Source organism: Lederbergia panacisoli (genome assembly GCF_024626525.1).
Taxonomy (GTDB): Bacteria; Bacillota; Bacilli; order Bacillales; family Bacillaceae_C; genus Lederbergia; species Lederbergia panacisoli.
On the sequence record NZ_JANJGU010000002.1, the window covers coordinates 517,840 to 536,273 of the forward strand.

Sequence of the window (18,434 nt, forward strand, 5' to 3'; positions counted from 1 at the left end):
TCTCATTAAAAAAGAGGTTATTCATAATGAATAGCCTCTCCTTTATTATATCGACAGCAACGCTTTATCGTCTGTCATCTTTTCTCCCCGGATACGTTGGAATTCTGCCATCAGTTTATCTATCGTCAGTTCATGCTTTTTATCGGAATCCACTTCCAATATGATTTGGCCTTTGTCCATCATAATCAGGCGATTTCCTAGATCAAGAGCTTGTTGCATATTATGAGTGACCATCAGTGTTGTTAATTGATCCTTTTCGACAAGTTGCTTCGTTAAATTTGTTATCAATTCTGCTCTTGAAGGATCGAGTGCTGCGGTATGCTCATCCAATAATAGAATGGACGGTTTTGTAAATGTAGCCATTAATAATGAGAGGGCTTGCCTTTCTCCTCCTGAAAGCAATCCGACTTTTGCATTAAGTCGATTTTCGAGATTTAAATGAAGTGATCCCAGTGATTCCCGGAAAAACTCCCGCCTCTTTTTATCTACACCTATCCTTAGGCCTCTTTTTTTATTACGTGAATAGGCCATCGCCAGGTTTTCTTCAATTGTCATATTCGGAGCTGTTCCTGCCATTGGGTCTTGAAATACCCTACCGATGAATTGTGATCGTTTAAATTCTGGAAGCTTTGTAACATTCTCCTCATCAATAAACACATTACCAAAATCAGGCGTTAGTGCTCCAGAAATCATATTCATTAAAGTCGATTTCCCTGCACCGTTACTTCCGATAACTGTTACGAAATCACCCGACTTCAATTCTAGGTTAATTTGATCCAAAGCTATCTTCTCATCAAGTGTTGCTTCATTAAAAATTTTATTAATCTGTTCTAGCTTCAGCAACAGGCTTCCCCTCCCCTTTTTCTAGCTTGGAAAGAGCAGCTAACCTCTCTGCATGACGCTTCGCTTTTCTCTTCTTTTCTCTACTTTTTTCAAATAATTGTGGAACTATCAAAGCTAGTATAACAATAATGGCTGTAATCAGTTTCATATCCCCGGTATCAAGCAATTTAATTCTAAGTGCAAGGCCAAGGACAATTCTATAAATAATAGCCCCAGCGATTACTGCAAGGGTCGTTCTTACTATCGTTTTAGTACCAAATATGGCTTCCCCAATAATCACAGAGGCAAGTCCAATAATAATCATCCCAATTCCCATTCCAATATCCGAAAACTTGGAATACTGAGCAATCAACGCCCCTGAGAATGCAACTAAGCCATTAGAGATTCCTAAGCCAAGGATAATCAAGGTGTCTGTATTAGCAGAAAAACTTCTAATCATCCGTCTATTATCTCCTGTTGCCCGTATAGCTAGTCCCACCTCAGTTTGTAAAAACCAGTCAGCGATAAATTTAATCAATAATGTCACAAGAATCATTAGGAAAAATATTCCCCATGTTTTAGGTAAAAACTGCACGCCTAAATTGGAGAAAAATTGATTTAAAGCTGAATCGATTCCAAGAGACCCCCAAAACTGATGGAACTTTGAAAAAATCGTGTCCTCTTTCATTAAAGAAATATTAGGACGTCCCACTGAATTTTCTGTCGTCAATCCCATAATTCTTAAATTGATGGAATATAAAGCAATCATCATTAAGATCCCGGATAATAATGCATTAATTTTACCTTTTGTATGCAATAAACCCGTTATACAGCCTGCTAAGAAGCCTACTATAAGCGCTGATAAAGTTGCAATAATCGGATGATATCCGAAAAAAATCATCGTAGCAGCGGTGCCTGCCCCTGTAACAAAGCTCCCGTCAACTGTTAAGTCAGGAAAATCAAGCACTCGGAATGTAAGATACACTCCAAGTGCCATAATTGCATAGATGATTCCTTGCTCTACGGAGCCGAACATTGCTGCAAACATATAAGAATCATCTCCTATCTATTCTAATTCGGCGTTCCATTCATCCTTAATTTCTAAACCAATGGTTTCTGCTGTTTCTTTATTCATAACGAGTTTTAAATTTTGTGGTACTTGTGCAGGTATATCAGCAGGTTTTACACCATCTTTTAAAATTTTCACTGCCATTTGACCTGCTTCGTAGCCGATATCAAAATATTCAAATCCGTATGCCCCTAAACCGCCATTTCTAACAGAATCAAACTCTCCAACCATGAGAGGTAATTTATTAGTATTTGCTACATCAACTACAGAATCTAAGGCAGATACGACAGTATTGTCGGTAATGATGTAAATTGAATCAACATTTCCGAGTAATGATTCTGTCGCTTGTTTAACCTCCGCTGATGTTGAGACTGATGCTTCCACAACTGTTATGCCAAGTTCTTCCGCTGCCTTTTTAGCCGTATCAACTTGAGCTCGTGAATTTTGTTCACCAGAGTTGAATACCATTCCAACTTTTTTAGCACCTAGCTCTTCTGCAATAAATTTCATCGTATTTGGAATTGCATCTGGATGATTGTCAATTGTTCCAGTTACATTTCCACCCGGTTTTTCCATTGATTCCACTAAATCTGCCCCAACTGCATCAGTTACAGAAGTAAAAACAATTGGGATATCTTGAGTTTCACTCGCAACAGATTGTGCACTTGGTGTTGAATTAGCAAAGATTAAATCGACACCCGCATTAACAAGATTTGTTGCGATAGTAGGGTTATTGTTTGGTTCGCCTAGTGCGTTTTGTACATCCCATTCCACGTCTAACCCTGCATCTTCTATTGCCTTTTTAAAACCATCAAATGCCGCGTTTAAAGAATCATGCTCAACAATTTGAGTTACCCCAATTTTAAACTTTTGTGCAGGTTCCTCAGTTTCGTTTTCATTCTCTTTTTGATTTTCTTCTTGTTGGCTGCCGCCTTGATTTTGCTCTTCTTCTTTTGGCGCCGAGCTTGTCCCGCATGCGGCAAGCATTAAAACAACTCCAAAAAGTAAAATAGCAAGCTTATTTAAGCTAACTTTCATTTCTTTTCCCCCTATATAAGTCTTTTGAACTATGCAAAATAACTTACATTATTTTAATCGCCTATTTTATAATAAAATGGCATATTTTATCGTAATGTTACACTGCTTTAGACATATAGTCAATAAGATTTTAAATATACAGAAAATTGAAATACGCGCTTTAAAGCGTTAAATTAAAAAAGACAAGAAAAAACCAGTTTTCACTGGTTTTAAATGACTTTTATACCATTTGACGATCCACTTCTTTTTTAAAGAAGCTTTTCATAGCATGGAACACATCAGACTTTTGTTTTAGTATATAATAGTAGAATTTTTCATCCTTTATATTTTTATAAGCTGACATTAAAGTGGAGTTTCGCTGATATTGATTTACCTCTCCATACCCAAACATATTGGTTATATCCATTAGCTCATTGACGAGTTTAATACATCTTGGATTATCAGATGTTAAATTATCGCCATCTGAAAAATGAAATGGGTATATATTGTAACGTGTTGGATCATATTTCTCCCCTATTATTTCTAGTGCTTTTCTATAAACAGAGGAGCATATTGTTCCACCGCTCTCTCCTTTTGAGAAAAATTCTTCTTCGGTCACAACCTTTGCCTCTGTATGGTGGGCAATGAATTCGATTGTAACAGATTCATATTTTGTTCTCAAAAAACGTGTCATCCAGAAAAAGAAGCTGCGTGCCATATATTTTTCCCATACTCCCATAGAACCGCTCGTATCCATCATCGCAAGTACAACTGCGCTCGATTCAGGTTTTTGTATATCACTCCAAGTTTTAAATTTCAAATCTTCTGGAAATATAGGGTAAAAGCTAGGCTCTCCTTTCATCGCATTTCGCTTGAAGGCTGACATCATTGTCCTTTTCTTGTCTATATTCCCCATTAATCCAGTTTTACGAATATCATTGTATTCAATATGATCAATTTGATTTGTATCAAGTTCTTTACGCTTCAAATTGGGCAATTCCAATTCTTTAAATAAGGCCTCCTCAAGCTCCAACATTGAAACTTCTGCTTCATAATAGTCTTCTCCTGCTTGATCTCCTGCACCTTGACCTTTTCCTGGTCCTTTTTGACTAGGGCCGTCCCTTGCAACAACATCGCCAATTTGACTATCCCCATCCCCTTGGCCAACATGCTTATTTTTATCATAATTATAACGAATTTTATACTCATCCAGTGATCTGATTGGAATTTTCACAACGTCCCGTCCATCGGACATGATAATACTTTCTTCTGTGATTAAATCGGGCAAGTTATTCCGAATTGCCTCTTGGACTTTCTCTTGATGACGCTGTTGGTCATCATGGCCTTTCCGGTGGAGGGACCAATCTTCTTCGGAAACCACGAACTGGTGATGCACTTCTTCTGTCATCTCTACACCCTCCTTAAAAATTTCAAGCTATTTTTGTCACCAAATCTTTTTTTTAGTCATATATTATCTCGACTGTCATCTTCTTCCTAAAGGGTCCTTGTTCTAATTACTCTATCATATGCAAAAAAACAAAAAAATTTACAAACTGTTTCAGAAAAGGACAGGCCTATTAGAAAAACTGAAGCGGCTTGCTCATCGGCGGTCACGCCCACAGGATGTCGGTCCTTCAACACCACAGGAGATGGCTGCATTTAGTAGATGTTTCTTTTTAGATTTCGACTGATAAAGGAAATTCGATGTAGCTTCAAACAAAAACCTTCTTAACAGCTGTCTGTCTGCTAAGAAGGTCATTTTTATTATATCAACGATTCAATAAGCTTCCTACATAACGCAGCAAATCATTGGCCGATGTGGAATTATATCCATGTTCATCGATTAGACGAGCGACTACTTCATTTATTTTCTTCAATTGCTGCTCATCCGGCGTTTTGGCGGATGTAGTGATTTTTACTACATCCTTCAAATCAGCGAATAATTTCTTTTGAATTGCTTCCCGCAATCTTGCATGCGACCTGTAATCAAATCGCTTTCCCTTTCTTGCAAGTGCCGAAATACGAATTAATATTTCTTCACGGAATGCTTTCTTCGCATTTTCTGAAATACCAATTTGTTCCTCGATTGATCTCATTAACTTTTCATCTGGATTTATTTCTTCCCCAGTTAACTGATCTCGAAGCTTCGTTTTATTACAGAAAGACTCGACATTATCAAGATAATTATCCATAAGCGTCTTAGCAGATTCTTCATAAGAATAAACAAATGCTTTTTGAACTTCCTTTTTCGCCATTTCATCGTATTCTTTTCGTGCTAAAGAGATAAAGTTTAAATACTTTTCCCGTAGTTCTTGTGTTATCGATGGGTGCTGATCTAAACCTTCTTTTAATGATCTAAGCACATCCAATGCATTAATGCTTGTTATGCCTTTTCTAATAATGGTGGATGATATCCGATTGATAACGTAGCGCGGGTCAATTCCGCTCATTCCTTCTTCTTGAAATTCCTTTTTCATTTCATTTACATCAGCTAAATTATATCCTTCTACATTTTCTCCATCGTAAAGACGCATCTTCTTCAATAAATCAATATCGCCTCTATTAGAGTCTTTTAATCTTGTTAAAATTGTAAACATTGCCGCTACTCTAAGAGTATGAGGGGCGATATGGACATCTGCAACATCACTTTCTTTAATCATTTTTTCATATATTTTTTCTTCTTGTGATACTTTCAAGTTATACGGAACAGGCATAACAATAATCCGAGAATGTAAGGCTTCATTCTTTTTATTAGAAATAAAAGAGCGGTATTCGGTTTCGTTTGTATGAGCAACTATTAATTCATCCGCAGAAATTAATGCAAAACGTCCGGCTTTAAAATTTCCTTCTTGTGTCAATGAAAGTAAATGCCATAAGAATTTTTCATCACATTTTAACATCTCCTGAAATTCCATCAACCCACGATTTGCCTTATTTAATTCACCGTCAAATCGATAAGCTCTTGGATCTGATTCTGATCCAAATTCAGCAATCGTTGAAAAGTCTATACTTCCGGTCAAATCGGCAATATCTTGTGACTTTGGATCAGACGGACTAAATGTTCCGATTCCTACGCGCTTATCCTCCAAGAAAAAAACACGCTCAATCAATACATCCTCTAAGCGTCCCCCGTATTCTTCTTCTAGCCTCATCGTATTCAGTGGAGATAGATTTCCTTCAATCCTAATACCATATTCCTCGTAAAAATCTTCTCTTAAATGTAAAGGTATTAAATGCAACGGATCTTCATGCATTGGGCAGCCTTTAATTGCATAAACAGCGCCCTGATCTGTTCTAGTGTAAGCCTCAAGCCCTCTTTTCAGCATCGTAACAAGTGTAGATTTCCCCCCACTAACAGGTCCCATTAATAGTAAGATTCTTTTGCGGACGTCTAGTCGTTTGGCTGATGGATGAAAATACTCTTCAACGAGTTTTTCTAACGCTTCCTCCAGACCAAATAATTGATGGCTAAAAAATTGATACACTTTTCGATCATTGTTTGTTTCGACACCTGCGTCCTTGATCATGTTATATATACGGGAGTGGGATGACTGGGCTACCCACGGTTGTTCTTTCAGCAAATGCAAATAGTCGGCAAACGTTCCTTCCCATTTTAACCTTTCCTCTTGTGAACGGTAATGTTCAATCTTTTTTAAGATATCCATAAGGTCCTCCCTTTTGATGAGAGATGATTATTTCATTGTATGCTTATGGACAACTAAACATGAATAAGTTATCATTCACCAACCCGTCATATTTATTTATAATAAAAAGCACGATTCATTCACATTATATAAAAAATGGGCTATAATATTTTCATAATCGAGTTAGATTAAAAGGAGGCTTACATAATAAATGAAAACAATCATGGTCCTTGGCGTAATCATTGCCTTTTTGGCTGCTATCTTTACATCTGGATTCGAAGATAAGCCTGGAGTAAATAAAAAGTAATACAAAAAAACTGCCACTATTGGCAGTTTTTTTGTTCTAATTATTCAGTTGCTACTTGCTTCGACTTGACTATCTTTTTTTCGTCCTGCATTACTTGGACAGGCGGCTTTACTCTTTTAATAAAGAAAGCTAACACTAATGCCAACACTGCAATGAAAGTTGAAATTAGAAATGAATAAGTAATTCCGTCAAGCATGGCTTGGTGAACTATATGCTGCTTTAATTCAGCTGCAGCTTCTGCTGATGGTGGAGCTGCGTTGGGATCCACTTGTGACATCGCTTTAGCTGCTAGATCTGCTGCGGAGCTTTCTGTGCGCTTATTCATAATTGTAATCATAAACGCAGTTCCAATTGCACCTGATACTTGCTGAAGTGTGTTATTCATGGCAGTCCCATGTGGGTTCATCTGCATCGGAAGCTGATTCATCCCATTTGTCATAACTGGCATCATCACCATAGACATTCCAAACATACGGAAGGTGTATAACAAAATAAGATGGGTATAAGAAGTTTCCATTGTCAAGTCAGTAAATAAATATGTTGTTACAATCATTATCGTAAGTCCCACAATCGCGAGAATACGCGCACCATATTTATCGAAGAGGCGTCCAGTAATAGGAGACATGATCCCCATCGCAAGTGCTCCGGGCAACATTAAGAGTCCAGAATCCAGAGGTGAAATTCCTCTTACGGTTTGCACATAAATTGGCGTTAAGATCATTCCTGAAAACATCGAAACAGATATAACGATTGAAATTGCCGAAGATAAGGCAAACATTGGGTGTTTATAAATTCGAAATTCGAGCATTGGTTCACCCATAAATATCTGACGCAATATAAAGATGACTAGCGCCACTACCCCAAGTGAGATTGTTCCATATACGATTGGAGCACCCCACCCTTTATCACCAGCAGAACTAAATCCATAAAGTAAGCTTCCAAAAGCAATACTAGATAGGATTAGCGATAGTATATCAAGACGAATATTTTTAAGAGGTGTAATGTTTTTCATTTTAAAAATCGCTAATATTAAGCAAATAATCGCAAAAGGAAGAACAACATCAAACAATGTTCTCCAGCTATAATGCTCAATAATGTAACCCGATAAGGTCGGACCTATTGCAGGAGCCGTGATCATGACAAGACCGAAAAACCCCATTGCTGTTCCCCTTTTTTCAACAGGAAAAGCAGTCAACATAACATTCATTAATAATGGCATCATAATGGCTGAACCTGATGCCTGTATCATTCTTCCAGCTAATAACATTCCAAAAGTCGGTGAAACACTTGCCAACAAAGTCCCCAATGAAAATAAAGTAAGCGCCGTAATTAATAATTTTCGGTTAGATATGCGCTGGATAAAAAATGCACTTGCAGGAATGAGTATTCCATTTATTAGCATATAACCGGTTGATAACCATTGAACAGTTGGCATGCTTATATCAAATTCATCTTTAATAGATGGGAGTGCAATATTAATCAACGTATTTGTTAAAAATGAAACGAAAGCTCCAAAAAATAAAATGGCAATTGCGCCATAAGGTGGTTTTTTTTGTATGGATTCTATATCCAAATTTGATTCCTCCAGTCATTCAGTTAGTATTCTTTATTGTTCTTATACTCACCTTTCACATTCTATACCCGCAGTCTAAAAAAATCAATATTTTTTTTGGTTTTTTAATTAAAGTTGAATTAAGCATGATTTAACGCTATTATTGAAATAGACCAATAGTACAAAAGGTGAGAATATGAATCCTAGAAAAAAGCAAATACTTGATGTAGCACATCGGTTATTTATTGAAAAAGGGTTCCAAGTAACTTCTGTTCAAGATATATTGGATGGTGCTCAAATAGCGAAGGGGACTTTCTATAATCATTTTGCCTCAAAGAATGCTTGTTTAATGGCAATTCTTGATCAAGTAAGAATAAGATCACATTATTTGCGTGAGCAACTATCTCTTGGTAAACATAATGACGATCCAGAGATTTTTATTCAACAAGTAGTAGTACGAATCAATATGAACAGGGAGCAAAACTTACTTGCCCTTTATGAATCAGTAATTTCCTCCAAAGATGAAGAACTAAAAACTTATATGCGTCAGCAACATTTCGATGAACTCAAATGGACAGCTAGAAGATTAGTCGAATTATTTGGAGCAGATGCGGAACGCCATTCAATGGATTACTCCGTAATGTTTTTTGGAATTATACAACAAACGATGCATGTAAGGATGTTTTGTTCTAAAAAGGAATACGATTTAGAAGATACGGCTCGTTTTGCTTTAGATCGCTTACAGGTACTTAGTGCTCACCAAAACGATTTAGTTCCGTTTATTACTACTAATTGGCTTACATTAAAAGGTAATACGCATTCGTATTCGCAAGATGATATTATAGAAGATATTAAAACTCGGTTGGATATTATCGTTTCCCACTTAAAAAACGAAAATGTAACGAATGCGAAACTAAATTACTTAGAATTTCTTCTTTCAGAATTTCAATCGGAGTCACCAAGAGAATTTTTAATTGAGAGCGTTCTTTATTCTGTAGAAAATGTTTTCAAAAACTCTGTTTATAAAAAAGATCTAAAAGAAATTATTAATTTGGCTAGGGATTATTTAGCATATGAAGATAAGTCTTGACATGAAAAGCCCCCATTCAACGGGGGCTTTCATTTTAATGAAGATTTAGGTATCCTTGCTGCCTTAGAGCTTCGTACACAAGAATTGCAGCCGTATTCGATAAATTTAGGGAGCGCACATGATCATTCATGGGAATCCGCAAACATGTATCTTGATTCTTTTCAATTAACTCTTTTGGCAAACCTTTCGTTTCACGTCCGAAAATAAAATAATAATCCGTATTTGGATCACTATAATTAAAGCTTGTATGTGGTTTTGTACCATATTTAGTTAAAAAGTAATGCTGACCTTCTTCATTTTCCTTAAAAAATTCCTCTACTGAATCATAATACGTAATATCTACAAACTCCCAGTAATCGAGACCCGCCCTCTTAAGCATCTTATCATCTGTTGAAAATCCAAGTGGTCTTATTAAATGGAGCTTCGTGCCTGTTGCAGCACAAGTTCTCGCTATATTTCCCGTATTAGCTGGGATTTCTGGTTGAAATAGTACAATATGGTTTGGCACGTAAATTCACCTCTTGTGCCATTATACTAAAAAATCTATGCATCATCTATAATCGTAAACAATTTATATTTAATATTTGGCGTATAGGCGGATGAATCTTCGTACGCCCAGTACCTCATACGACTATTATACGTATGGGCATTTACAAGCGGCATCCCAGCAGCATCCTTACCTGTTACAATGGTATTATGATCAAAACGCCCATCCCCTTGGAAATCATAACAAATCACATCACCTAGTTTAAGCTGCATAGGATCTTTGACTTCCCTTGCTTTTAATCCAACCGTGGATGTTTGAAGATGGCCTTTCAATGAATGGGCAACTGCCCAGCTATAGCTCCAATTTCTATTTTGAAGCCACCATCCTTTCGAACGATTCGGATACCCTCGCATCGGAGCACCCCCCGCATGAAGGCACTGGGATATATAATTCGTGCAATCAACCTCAAACTTCTTGTATGCTGGATTGTAGCTATTCCACCATCTCTCGGCATACCGCACCGCTTTCAAGCGATCATAATAGAATGGTGCACGTTGTTCATTGCGCTGTTCTTTTTTTATAATCATGTCTTCCGTTACTTTTGGATATATGACAGGCACTTCCACGTCTTCGAAGACTGCCCCCTTAAAAAATGATGCTTTCCGCTTTTCTACCTCTTCTTCAAGATAGAAATGACCTCCTTGACGAATGAAATATTTTAAATGTACATGATAATAAATCAGATCCTGATCGTCCATTCTTTCCCTCGATAAAATATTCCCTGTTGCCATCACTTTTACGATTTCTGCTTTTCTTTTCATAAGAGATTTTTGCTTTTTTATAATTTTTTCATCGTCTATTTTTCTTTTTTGTACAAATTGTTCAGAACGCTCCACAAGCTTTGCGGCCAGTTGTTTTTTCAACGATATCCCTCCTCACCGATATATATGCGAGAGGGACTGGAAGTATAAAAAAAGACGAAGTATTTATACCTCGTCTCGGACCGTGAAAAATTCCAGCCCTTTCCTTATTTCTGCTACTACCTCTTCGTCTTGTTCATCTTTTTCCGCATTTAACAAAGCTTCCCTTGCTTCATTTCCACCGATTTTTCCCAATGCCCATGCAGCAGTCCCTCTCATGACGGGACGGACATCCTTTCTCATAACTTCAATTAGTTCACTTACTGCCGAATTTTCTTTAAAATGTGCCAAGGCAATTATGGCATTTCGTTGGATTGGTTTTTTGCCCCGCCATGATCCCGATATTGGTCCAAACCTTTCTTTAAATTCTCGGTTTGATATAGAAAGCAATGGCTGGAGAAGCGGCTTTACAATCTCGGGATCAGGCTCCATTTCCGGATGAATATGGAAATCCATTCCTTTATTTTTGGGACATATCGTTTGACATGTATCACACCCATATACCCTATTTCCTATTTTTTGTTTATATTCGTCAGGTAGAAAACCTTTCGTCTGGGTTAGAAATGCAATACATTGCTGTGCATTTAGCTGACCTGCTTGGACTAAGGCTCCAGTCGGACAAACATCAAGACACAATCTACAATCACCACATTGATCATTCATTGGATCATCCGGCTCGAAAGGAAGATTAGTAATCATCTCCCCAAGGTACACATATGATCCAAACTCAGGCGTGATAATGGAACAATTTTTCCCACTCCAGCCGATGCCAGCCCGTTCGGCAACTGCCCTATCCACCAATTCACCTGTATCAACCATTAATTTAAACCTCGAATTTGGAACTCTGCTATCTATATATGAAGCAAGCTGTTCAAGTTTTTCCCGTACTAAAATATGATAATCCGTTCCCCACGAAGCGCGGCAAAAGATTCCCCTGCGCTCCCCTTTCTTCCCTTTAGGTGCATCTTTCATTCTAGATGGATAGGCAAGAGCAATGGCGATAATTGAGCGGGGACCATCAAAAATTAGACTCGGGTCGGTTCGCTTATTGATATCTTTTTCTTCAAAACCTGATTGATAGCCAAGTTCTTGCTGACGAATGAGTAAGTTTTTCATTTCTACAAAAGGATCGGAACTTGCAAATCCAATTTTATCGATTCCGATGCTTTTACTATATTCAATAATCTCTTTTTTGAATTGTCTATAATCCATTGGACTTCCTCCTACTTGCCGTTAAAGACTTTCCTTATGATTCTATGGTAAACTATTTTTGATTGTTTTTGGAGGTGGAATGGTTGGAAATTAATTTAGATCCCCAATTAAGCATGGCTTTACCCGAATTTAAAGTTGGTATCATCCATTATAAAAACATTATAGTGGAAGAATCTCCGCAAATGTTAAAAGGAAGGCTACAATTGTTTCAAGAATCCCTATTTTTTGATTTAGAAGATACCAATATCAATGACTATGACGAAATAAAAGAGTGGCGAATGATATTCAAGCGACTTGGCAAAGATCCAAATCGATATAGACCTTCTGCAGAAGCACTCTATAGACGGGTTAAAAAGCAACAATTTCTTCCTAGTATGAACTCAGCCGCAGATATAAATAACTTTTTCTCTTTAAAATATAAAATTCCGATTGGTATTTATGATACAGGGAAAATAAAAGGAGATATCGTGCTTCGTATAGGAGAAAAGGCAGAAATTTACGAAGGCTTGAATGGAAGGGAAAATCAGCTTGAACATTTACTCCTATCGGCGGATGAGGAAGGTCCATTTGGGAGTCCTTTCGTAGATTCAACTCGTACAGCAGTTACAAACAATACGACAAACGCCCTTCAGATTGTTTATTTACCTTCTACCTTAACTGCAAATTCTGCGAAAGAGCTGCTCACATCATTGTCCTTAATGTTTACTCAAATCAATGGGGGAGAAGCAAAAACAGAAGTAAAAAACGCAGCACCCCGTTCACTTTAGGAACAAGGCACTGCGCTTGGTATGTATGGAGCGGGTGATGGGAATCGAACCCACGACAACAGCTTGGAAGGCTGTAGTTTTACCACTAAACTACACCCGCATTCAATTAGGAACTTTATTATTATATAAAACTTAAAAAACAAATGCAACATCTATCACAATATGTTCATTCTTTCGTCGAAACTGAAGGGATTTTGTCGAATTCCCTTCAGCTTCATATTTACCTTAGTTAAAAAAAAGAAGAAATGATCTCATTGAATATATTTTAACGCCTTTTTGGCATTACCACTCACAGTTTCCGTATAGCCCCATACTTTACCATCTAAGGGATCTTCATTTAAATAACCGTCTAAATCATGAACTATCCGATGAGCAACAATTAAGCCATTTACATCTTCCGCTTTTATTGCTTTCTCTATTGCATCCAAGGCATTTTGCAAGTCAGATTTAACAGTATCTTTCTTAGCATATATAATCATTAATTCAACGTCATCATATAAAGATTCCAGCTTCCCTATATTTGAAGAAAAGCTAAATTTTTCAGATTTCCCCCAACCAACAAGACCGTTTAATGTATCATGAGTTTCCTTTACTGCTTCATTCGTTAGCACAATATTTTCAGTTTCATCCACTTCCACATCCACGTCAACTTGCGCTACTGATTGCTTTTCTTTATTATTATCAATGGAATCTTTATTCACAACTACTTTAGAAACTTTTCCTGAAGTATATGAATAATATAATGCAGCACCCGCGAGGACTAAAATAAGGGGAATTCCAATTAATATCAATTTCTTCAAATCATATCTCCTCCCCGTCTCTAATAGTGAGGTATAAGGCGACACTGTTATAAAAACGATGTCGCCATTTTATTTTTTTTATATTGAATACGAGTTTCTTACGGAATTAAGACCATACTCTGCTACTTCAACAGCGGATTTCCCTTTAAAGTCTTCAATGAATAATTCCAAGGATAAATATCCATCATATTGGATTTCATTTAAAATTTCAGCAATATGATGCGTTGGTGAAACTCCTTCCCCTGGAAATACTCGATCTTGATCAGTTATTTCCTCTTTTCCAGGAGAATTTGGATAATCATTTAAATGGAAAACTCCAATTTGATCACCTTTTAGACTTTTCAAACCAGCTAAATTACTTCCGCCAACATACATATGGAACGGATCTAATAGCATTTTACCGTCAGGAATATTACTTTTATTTAAAACATAACGTGCCTCATCCAGTGTTGAAAGCTTTTTTGCCTTTCCCCAAAACTCGAGAATCGGCTCAACCCCAATTTGTCTTCCATTGTGAACCAATTGTTCAAAATGTCTGGCCATCTCATCTAAGCTAGTATCTGACACATCACCAAAAGGAGGTGCAGCAATATACTTACATCCTAATGAATATAGCAATTGCATTTCCTTTTCTGCCTGATCAAAAGCTGCACTTCTTGTTTCAGCATCTACATCAGTCCATTTAAAAAATGCAATCGCGTTAATAAATTCAATATTTGTTTCTTCTAATGCCGATTTGATATCCTGAATTGTACCACCACCTTCAAGATATGCTTCAATATCTTGCATCCAAAGCTCGATACCTTCATAGCCAGCTTCTCTCGCCACCCTAATTTGCTCGATGACATTAAGTTTAAAAGGAAATAATGTTGACGTGTTTAGTGCTATTTTGAATGGAAACATCTCTCTCATCTCACTTTCCCTATATATAGCTTTTTACAAACAACGAACTTTAAGAAATTAGCCTTATATATTAACTGGCAGGACTTTACCCAAATTATGACTTTCGATTGCTAGCTCAATAAGTCTAATATTCATTCTTGCTTCCTCAGATTTAACAGCAAGATCAGCTGCCCCAGTAATATAATCATAAATATTTTGATAATAATCTTGATATGCGCCAGGTATTGTTTCAATCGTCCCTTTTACATTAAGCCCTCCCAGCGTCGTTTCAATGGTACCCCATAGCTCCTCCGGCTCTTTTCCCCAGCTTCTACTATTAGCTGGTGACTGTCCATCAATTAAAGCTTGTTCTTGTGGATCTAACCCATATTTTATAAAGGAGCCTTTATCACCATGCAAAATATAGCGAGGTCCTTTTGTACGGACCATCTTTGACGATTTTAACGATACTTTTAAATGACGATCATAGCCGAGTGTTAAATCAAAATAATCATGCGCTTTGGCACCTTCACGCTGAATTTGAACATCCGCGTAGATCGTTGCAGGAACTCCAAAAAGGCTTACAGCTTGGTCCAAAAAGTGAACTCCCAAATCGTATAATACTCCCGATCCGAGACCGGATTTTTCCCTCCAATTCGTGGAGGAAGCAATTGGATTAAAACTGTCCCAATGGAATTCACATTCCTTCACTTCACCAATCAAACCATTTTTAATTATTTCACGTATCGTCATAAAATCTCCATCCCAGCGACGATTATGAAACACACTTAACACTCTATTTTTTTCTTTTGCAAGTTTTATCAATTCATCCGCTTCTTCTGTCGTGGCTGTAAAAGGTTTTTCCACGACAACATGTTTACCGGCGCTCAGTGCATCACGGACAAACTCTACATGATGAGTACTTGGAGTAGTTACTATAACTAAATCAATTTCAGGATCTATGTATAGTTCATTCGCGGAGCGGACTACCTCCACCCATGGATATCTATCTTTTGAAAGTTCACTACGACGTTCAACTACTTTTTTTAAATTCAAGCCAGGTACTGAAGTGATGACTGGTGCATGAAAAGTCCTTCCCGCAAACCCATATCCAATTAAACCGACATTCAATTGTTTTTCCAAATAAATCGCTCCAATTTCTATCTTTTCTTCTATTAACTCTGAATATATTAATAGTTTACTATAATTTAAAATATATTTCTCCTTACCAAGGCCAAGCTTCTCCTTCTAGGTCAATAAATGCGGGTTCTTCCGCCAAAAATCGCTTATGATCATGAATAAGATTCATTATTTTGTCCGCCGCTACTTCTGGAGGATACGTAGCCTTTTCATAAAAAAATCCTTCCATATATGTTTGCATCCAACCCGGATGAAATACTAATACTTGACCTCCTAAAGATTTTAAATGTTTATGTAAAATAGCAGATTGCATATTCAATGCTGTTTTGGACATACAATAACCATACCAATTTGTCCGCTGGTTTTTTTCAATACTTCCTGCCTCGGAAGATATATTCACTACTAATTTTGTTTCTCCTTTTAACAATAATTTAACCAAGTGATTCGTAACTCTTAATGCTCCTAAAGAGTTTACATTAAATAGTTGCTTCATAACCTCGAAATCTTGCGGCTCCAAAATCGTTGCATTCTTCGCCTGATCAATAATCCCGGCATTATTAATAATTAAATCGATAAATGGTGTTTTCGTTTCTATTAAACTGGCAGCGGCCTCTACACTTTGATCATTTCCGACATCCAAAGAAACTAACTCAAGCTTTTCAGGATACGCTGACTTTAATTCTTCCAAAGACTGCAAATCCTCATTATAGCGTCCGGCAAATACCGTGTATCCATCGCCCAACAGCCAATGTGTTAAAGATAAACCCAAACCACGGTCAGCCCCTGTTACGAAGGCAACTTTCCCCATAACAATTCCCCCTAGTAAACGTTCTCAAATCATTTGTTCTTGTTACATTTTCTCTTTAATAGGTGGAAAATCCTTTAAAAAAGAGCACAAAAAAATCTTCAACTTAAAAGTTGAAGATTTTGTACTCGTATACCCGAGGCCGGACTTGAACCGGCACGCCCGCGAAGGCAGTGGATTTTGAGTCCACCGTGTCTGCCATTCCACCACTCGGGCAAAGCTTATGGAGGCGGCAACCGGATTTGAACCGGTGATAAGGGTGTTGCAGACCCGTGCCTTACCACTTGGCTATGCCGCCAATATTTTTTGGAGCGGAAGACGGGATTCGAACCCGCGACCCCCACCTTGGCAAGGTGGTGTTCTACCACTGAACTACTTCCGCGATTACTGGGCTAGCTGGATTCGAACCAACGAATGACGGAGTCAAAGTCCGTTGCCTTACCGCTTGGCTATAGCCCATCAATTTATATAAAAAACATTTTAAAAATAAATGGGGCGACTAGTGGGAATCGAACCCACGATGTCGGAGCCACAATCCGATGCGTTGACCATTTCGCCATAGCCGCCATAATATTGGCAGGGGTAGTAGGAATCGAACCCACATCAAAGGTTTTGGAGACCTTCGTTTTACCATTAAACTATACCCCTGTATTAAAATGGTGGTGGGGGACGGATTCGAACCGCCGAACCCGGAGGGAGCGGATTTACAGTCCGCCGCGTTTAGCCACTTCGCTACCCCACCAGTATATGATTAATTGAATAAATGGTGGCTCAGGACGGAATCGAACCGCCGACACAAGGATTTTCAGTCCTTTGCTCTACCGACTGAGCTACTGAGCCTATGTATAAAATATGGCGGTCCGGACGGGACTCGAACCCGCGACCTCCTGCGTGACAGGCAGGCATTCTAACCAACTGAACTACCGGACCAGGGTTTTTTCAAATGAAATTTGAAAATAACCTACATTACCTTCGAGTTCACTCGAAAATAACTTACATTATTTTTCAAATGAAATTTGAAAATAACCTACATTACCTTCAAGTTTATTTGAAAGCAACTTAATTGCGGGGGCAGGATTTGAACCTGCGACCTTCGGGTTATGAGCCCGACGAGCTACCGGACTGCTCCACCCCGCGATAATAATAATGGTGACCCCTACGGGATTCGAACCCGTGTTACCGCCGTGAAAGGGCGGTGTCTTAACCGCTTGACCAAGGGGCCTTTTGTTTTGTATGAATGGCGGAGAGCAAGGGATTTGAACCCTTGAGACAGCGTTAGCCGCCTACACGATTTCCAATCGTGCTCCTTCGGCCACTCGGACAGCTCTCCAATATGGCTCCGCAGGTAGGATTCGAACCTACGACCGATCGGTTAACAGCCGATAGCTCTACCACTGAGCTACTGCGGAATGATAGGATAGCCTGGCAACGTCCTGCTCTTGCAAGGGGAGTCCCCTTACTACCATCGGCGCTGAAGAGCTTAACTTCCGTGTTCGGGATGGGAACGGGTGTGACCTCTTCGCCATCGTCACCAGACAAATCATAATCGACATATTTTATTATAATATGTTTTATGTATTTTTCAAGAGAAATTTTTCATTCCCTCAAAACCAGATAATTAGAGAAAACAAACCTTGTTTTGAATCTAGCTCCGGCGCCTATCGACTAGCAAACTTCCGGGTCTTCTCCCTACGATAAGTCAACATCGATTCGCCTAGCGGCTCATCGTGTTTCCTTTATCTCAGTCGAAGCCCCTGCAGTTTGTACGTCGATGAACAGGCGCTTCCGCTTTATATTTGATTAAGTCCTCGATCGATTAGTATCCGTCAGCTCCATGTGTCGCCACACTTCCACACCGGACCTATCAACCTGATCATCTTTCAGGGATCTTACTAGCTTGCGCTATGGGAAATCTCATCT

The 18,434-nt window shown here is 38.2% G+C and carries 15 protein-coding genes, 14 tRNA genes and 2 rRNA genes; 2 read left to right on the plus strand and 29 right to left on the minus strand.

What is annotated here, in order from left to right:
* Positions 1-45: 45 nt before the first annotated feature.
* The 6 genes from NQ185_RS05525 to NQ185_RS05550 all read right to left on the minus strand — a co-directional run bounded on the left by NQ185_RS05525 (position 46) and on the right by NQ185_RS05550 (position 8,432).
* On the minus strand, positions 46-843 hold the full coding sequence (locus tag NQ185_RS05525; protein ID WP_257580578.1) for an ABC transporter ATP-binding protein: 798 nt from the start codon (positions 841-843) through the stop codon (positions 46-48).
* A complete protein-coding gene (locus tag NQ185_RS05530) occupies positions 821-1,870 on the minus strand; it encodes an ABC transporter permease (protein WP_257580579.1) in 1,050 nt (349 codons plus the stop codon). The genes NQ185_RS05525 and NQ185_RS05530 overlap by 23 nt, the downstream gene beginning before the upstream one ends.
* An 18-nt stretch (positions 1,871-1,888) precedes the next feature.
* Positions 1,889-2,929, minus strand: coding sequence for an ABC transporter substrate-binding protein (locus NQ185_RS05535; protein ID WP_257580580.1), 1,041 nt, complete (start codon positions 2,927-2,929; stop codon positions 1,889-1,891).
* Positions 2,930-3,149: 220 nt separating this feature from the next.
* Entirely contained in the window at positions 3,150-4,316 is a 1,167-nt protein-coding gene (yhbH, locus tag NQ185_RS05540) for a sporulation protein YhbH (protein WP_257580581.1), read from the minus strand.
* Positions 4,317-4,677: 361 nt separating this feature from the next.
* Positions 4,678-6,573, minus strand: coding sequence for a PrkA family serine protein kinase (locus tag NQ185_RS05545; RefSeq protein WP_257580582.1), 1,896 nt, complete (start codon positions 6,571-6,573; stop codon positions 4,678-4,680).
* Positions 6,574-6,899: 326 nt separating this feature from the next.
* Positions 6,900-8,432 (minus strand): DHA2 family efflux MFS transporter permease subunit, encoded by a 1,533-nt coding sequence (locus NQ185_RS05550; RefSeq protein ID WP_373370777.1) that lies wholly within the window; start codon positions 8,430-8,432, stop codon positions 6,900-6,902.
* 175 nt (positions 8,433-8,607) lie between these two features.
* Here NQ185_RS05550 and NQ185_RS05555 point away from each other — a divergent pair, with 175 nt between their 5' ends.
* The gene (locus NQ185_RS05555; RefSeq protein ID WP_257580583.1) at positions 8,608-9,501 is read left to right on the plus strand and encodes a TetR/AcrR family transcriptional regulator; all 894 of its coding nucleotides are present in this window, start codon (positions 8,608-8,610) and stop codon (positions 9,499-9,501) included.
* 34 nt (positions 9,502-9,535) lie between these two features.
* Here NQ185_RS05555 and trmL read toward each other — a convergent pair whose 3' ends face one another.
* The 3 genes from trmL to queG all read right to left on the minus strand — a co-directional run bounded on the left by trmL (position 9,536) and on the right by queG (position 12,120).
* A complete protein-coding gene (gene trmL / locus NQ185_RS05560) occupies positions 9,536-10,009 on the minus strand; it encodes a tRNA (uridine(34)/cytosine(34)/5-carboxymethylaminomethyluridine(34)-2'-O)-methyltransferase TrmL (RefSeq protein WP_257580584.1) in 474 nt (157 codons plus the stop codon).
* 35 nt (positions 10,010-10,044) lie between these two features.
* On the minus strand, positions 10,045-10,911 hold the full coding sequence (locus NQ185_RS05565; RefSeq protein ID WP_257580585.1) for an amidase domain-containing protein: 867 nt from the start codon (positions 10,909-10,911) through the stop codon (positions 10,045-10,047).
* 63 nt (positions 10,912-10,974) lie between these two features.
* On the minus strand, positions 10,975-12,120 hold the full coding sequence (gene queG, locus NQ185_RS05570) for a tRNA epoxyqueuosine(34) reductase QueG (RefSeq protein WP_257580586.1): 1,146 nt from the start codon (positions 12,118-12,120) through the stop codon (positions 10,975-10,977).
* 83 nt (positions 12,121-12,203) lie between these two features.
* Between queG and NQ185_RS05575 the strand changes: the two genes are divergently transcribed.
* The gene (locus NQ185_RS05575; protein ID WP_257580587.1) at positions 12,204-12,887 is read left to right on the plus strand and encodes a B3/B4 domain-containing protein; all 684 of its coding nucleotides are present in this window, start codon (positions 12,204-12,206) and stop codon (positions 12,885-12,887) included.
* Positions 12,888-12,913: 26 nt separating this feature from the next.
* On the opposite strand, the gene NQ185_RS05580 is transcribed toward NQ185_RS05575, so the two are convergent.
* The 20 genes from NQ185_RS05580 to NQ185_RS05675 all read right to left on the minus strand — a co-directional run.
* Positions 12,914-12,987 (minus strand) — tRNA-Gly (locus NQ185_RS05580).
* A 151-nt stretch (positions 12,988-13,138) separates the two neighbouring features.
* A complete protein-coding gene (locus tag NQ185_RS05585) occupies positions 13,139-13,687 on the minus strand; it encodes a hypothetical protein (RefSeq protein ID WP_257580588.1) in 549 nt (182 codons plus the stop codon).
* Positions 13,688-13,765: 78 nt separating this feature from the next.
* A complete protein-coding gene (locus NQ185_RS05590) occupies positions 13,766-14,599 on the minus strand; it encodes a sugar phosphate isomerase/epimerase family protein (protein ID WP_257580589.1) in 834 nt (277 codons plus the stop codon).
* A 54-nt stretch (positions 14,600-14,653) separates the two neighbouring features.
* Positions 14,654-15,712 carry an oxidoreductase gene (locus NQ185_RS05595; protein ID WP_257580590.1) on the minus strand — a complete coding sequence of 353 codons (1,059 nt, stop codon included), beginning with the start codon at positions 15,710-15,712 and terminating at the stop codon, positions 14,654-14,656.
* Positions 15,713-15,794: 82 nt separating this feature from the next.
* The gene (locus NQ185_RS05600; RefSeq protein ID WP_257580591.1) at positions 15,795-16,517 is read right to left on the minus strand and encodes an SDR family NAD(P)-dependent oxidoreductase; all 723 of its coding nucleotides are present in this window, start codon (positions 16,515-16,517) and stop codon (positions 15,795-15,797) included.
* A gap of 130 nt (positions 16,518-16,647) precedes the next feature.
* Positions 16,648-16,730 (minus strand) — tRNA-Leu (locus tag NQ185_RS05605).
* Between the two features lie 8 nt (positions 16,731-16,738).
* Positions 16,739-16,812: transfer RNA gene (locus NQ185_RS05610), tRNA-Cys, on the minus strand.
* Between the two features lie 9 nt (positions 16,813-16,821).
* Positions 16,822-16,896: transfer RNA gene (locus NQ185_RS05615), tRNA-Gly, on the minus strand.
* Positions 16,897-16,901: 5 nt separating this feature from the next.
* Positions 16,902-16,973: transfer RNA gene (locus NQ185_RS05620), tRNA-Gln, on the minus strand.
* A gap of 32 nt (positions 16,974-17,005) precedes the next feature.
* Positions 17,006-17,080 (minus strand) — tRNA-His (locus NQ185_RS05625).
* Between the two features lie 8 nt (positions 17,081-17,088).
* Positions 17,089-17,162 (minus strand) — tRNA-Trp (locus tag NQ185_RS05630).
* A gap of 9 nt (positions 17,163-17,171) precedes the next feature.
* Positions 17,172-17,256 (minus strand) — tRNA-Tyr (locus tag NQ185_RS05635).
* Positions 17,257-17,278: 22 nt separating this feature from the next.
* Positions 17,279-17,354: transfer RNA gene (locus tag NQ185_RS05640), tRNA-Phe, on the minus strand.
* Positions 17,355-17,367: 13 nt separating this feature from the next.
* Positions 17,368-17,444: transfer RNA gene (locus NQ185_RS05645), tRNA-Asp, on the minus strand.
* Between the two features lie 133 nt (positions 17,445-17,577).
* Positions 17,578-17,651, minus strand: a tRNA-Met gene (locus tag NQ185_RS05650).
* 10 nt (positions 17,652-17,661) lie between these two features.
* A tRNA-Glu gene (locus NQ185_RS05655) sits at positions 17,662-17,736 on the minus strand.
* Positions 17,737-17,752: 16 nt separating this feature from the next.
* Positions 17,753-17,844 (minus strand) — tRNA-Ser (locus NQ185_RS05660).
* Between the two features lie 4 nt (positions 17,845-17,848).
* Positions 17,849-17,923, minus strand: a tRNA-Asn gene (locus NQ185_RS05665).
* Between the two features lie 11 nt (positions 17,924-17,934).
* Positions 17,935-18,050 (minus strand): 5S ribosomal RNA (gene rrf, locus NQ185_RS05670).
* Between the two features lie 260 nt (positions 18,051-18,310).
* Positions 18,311-18,434: ribosomal RNA gene (locus NQ185_RS05675) — 23S ribosomal RNA — on the minus strand; the annotation flags it as partial.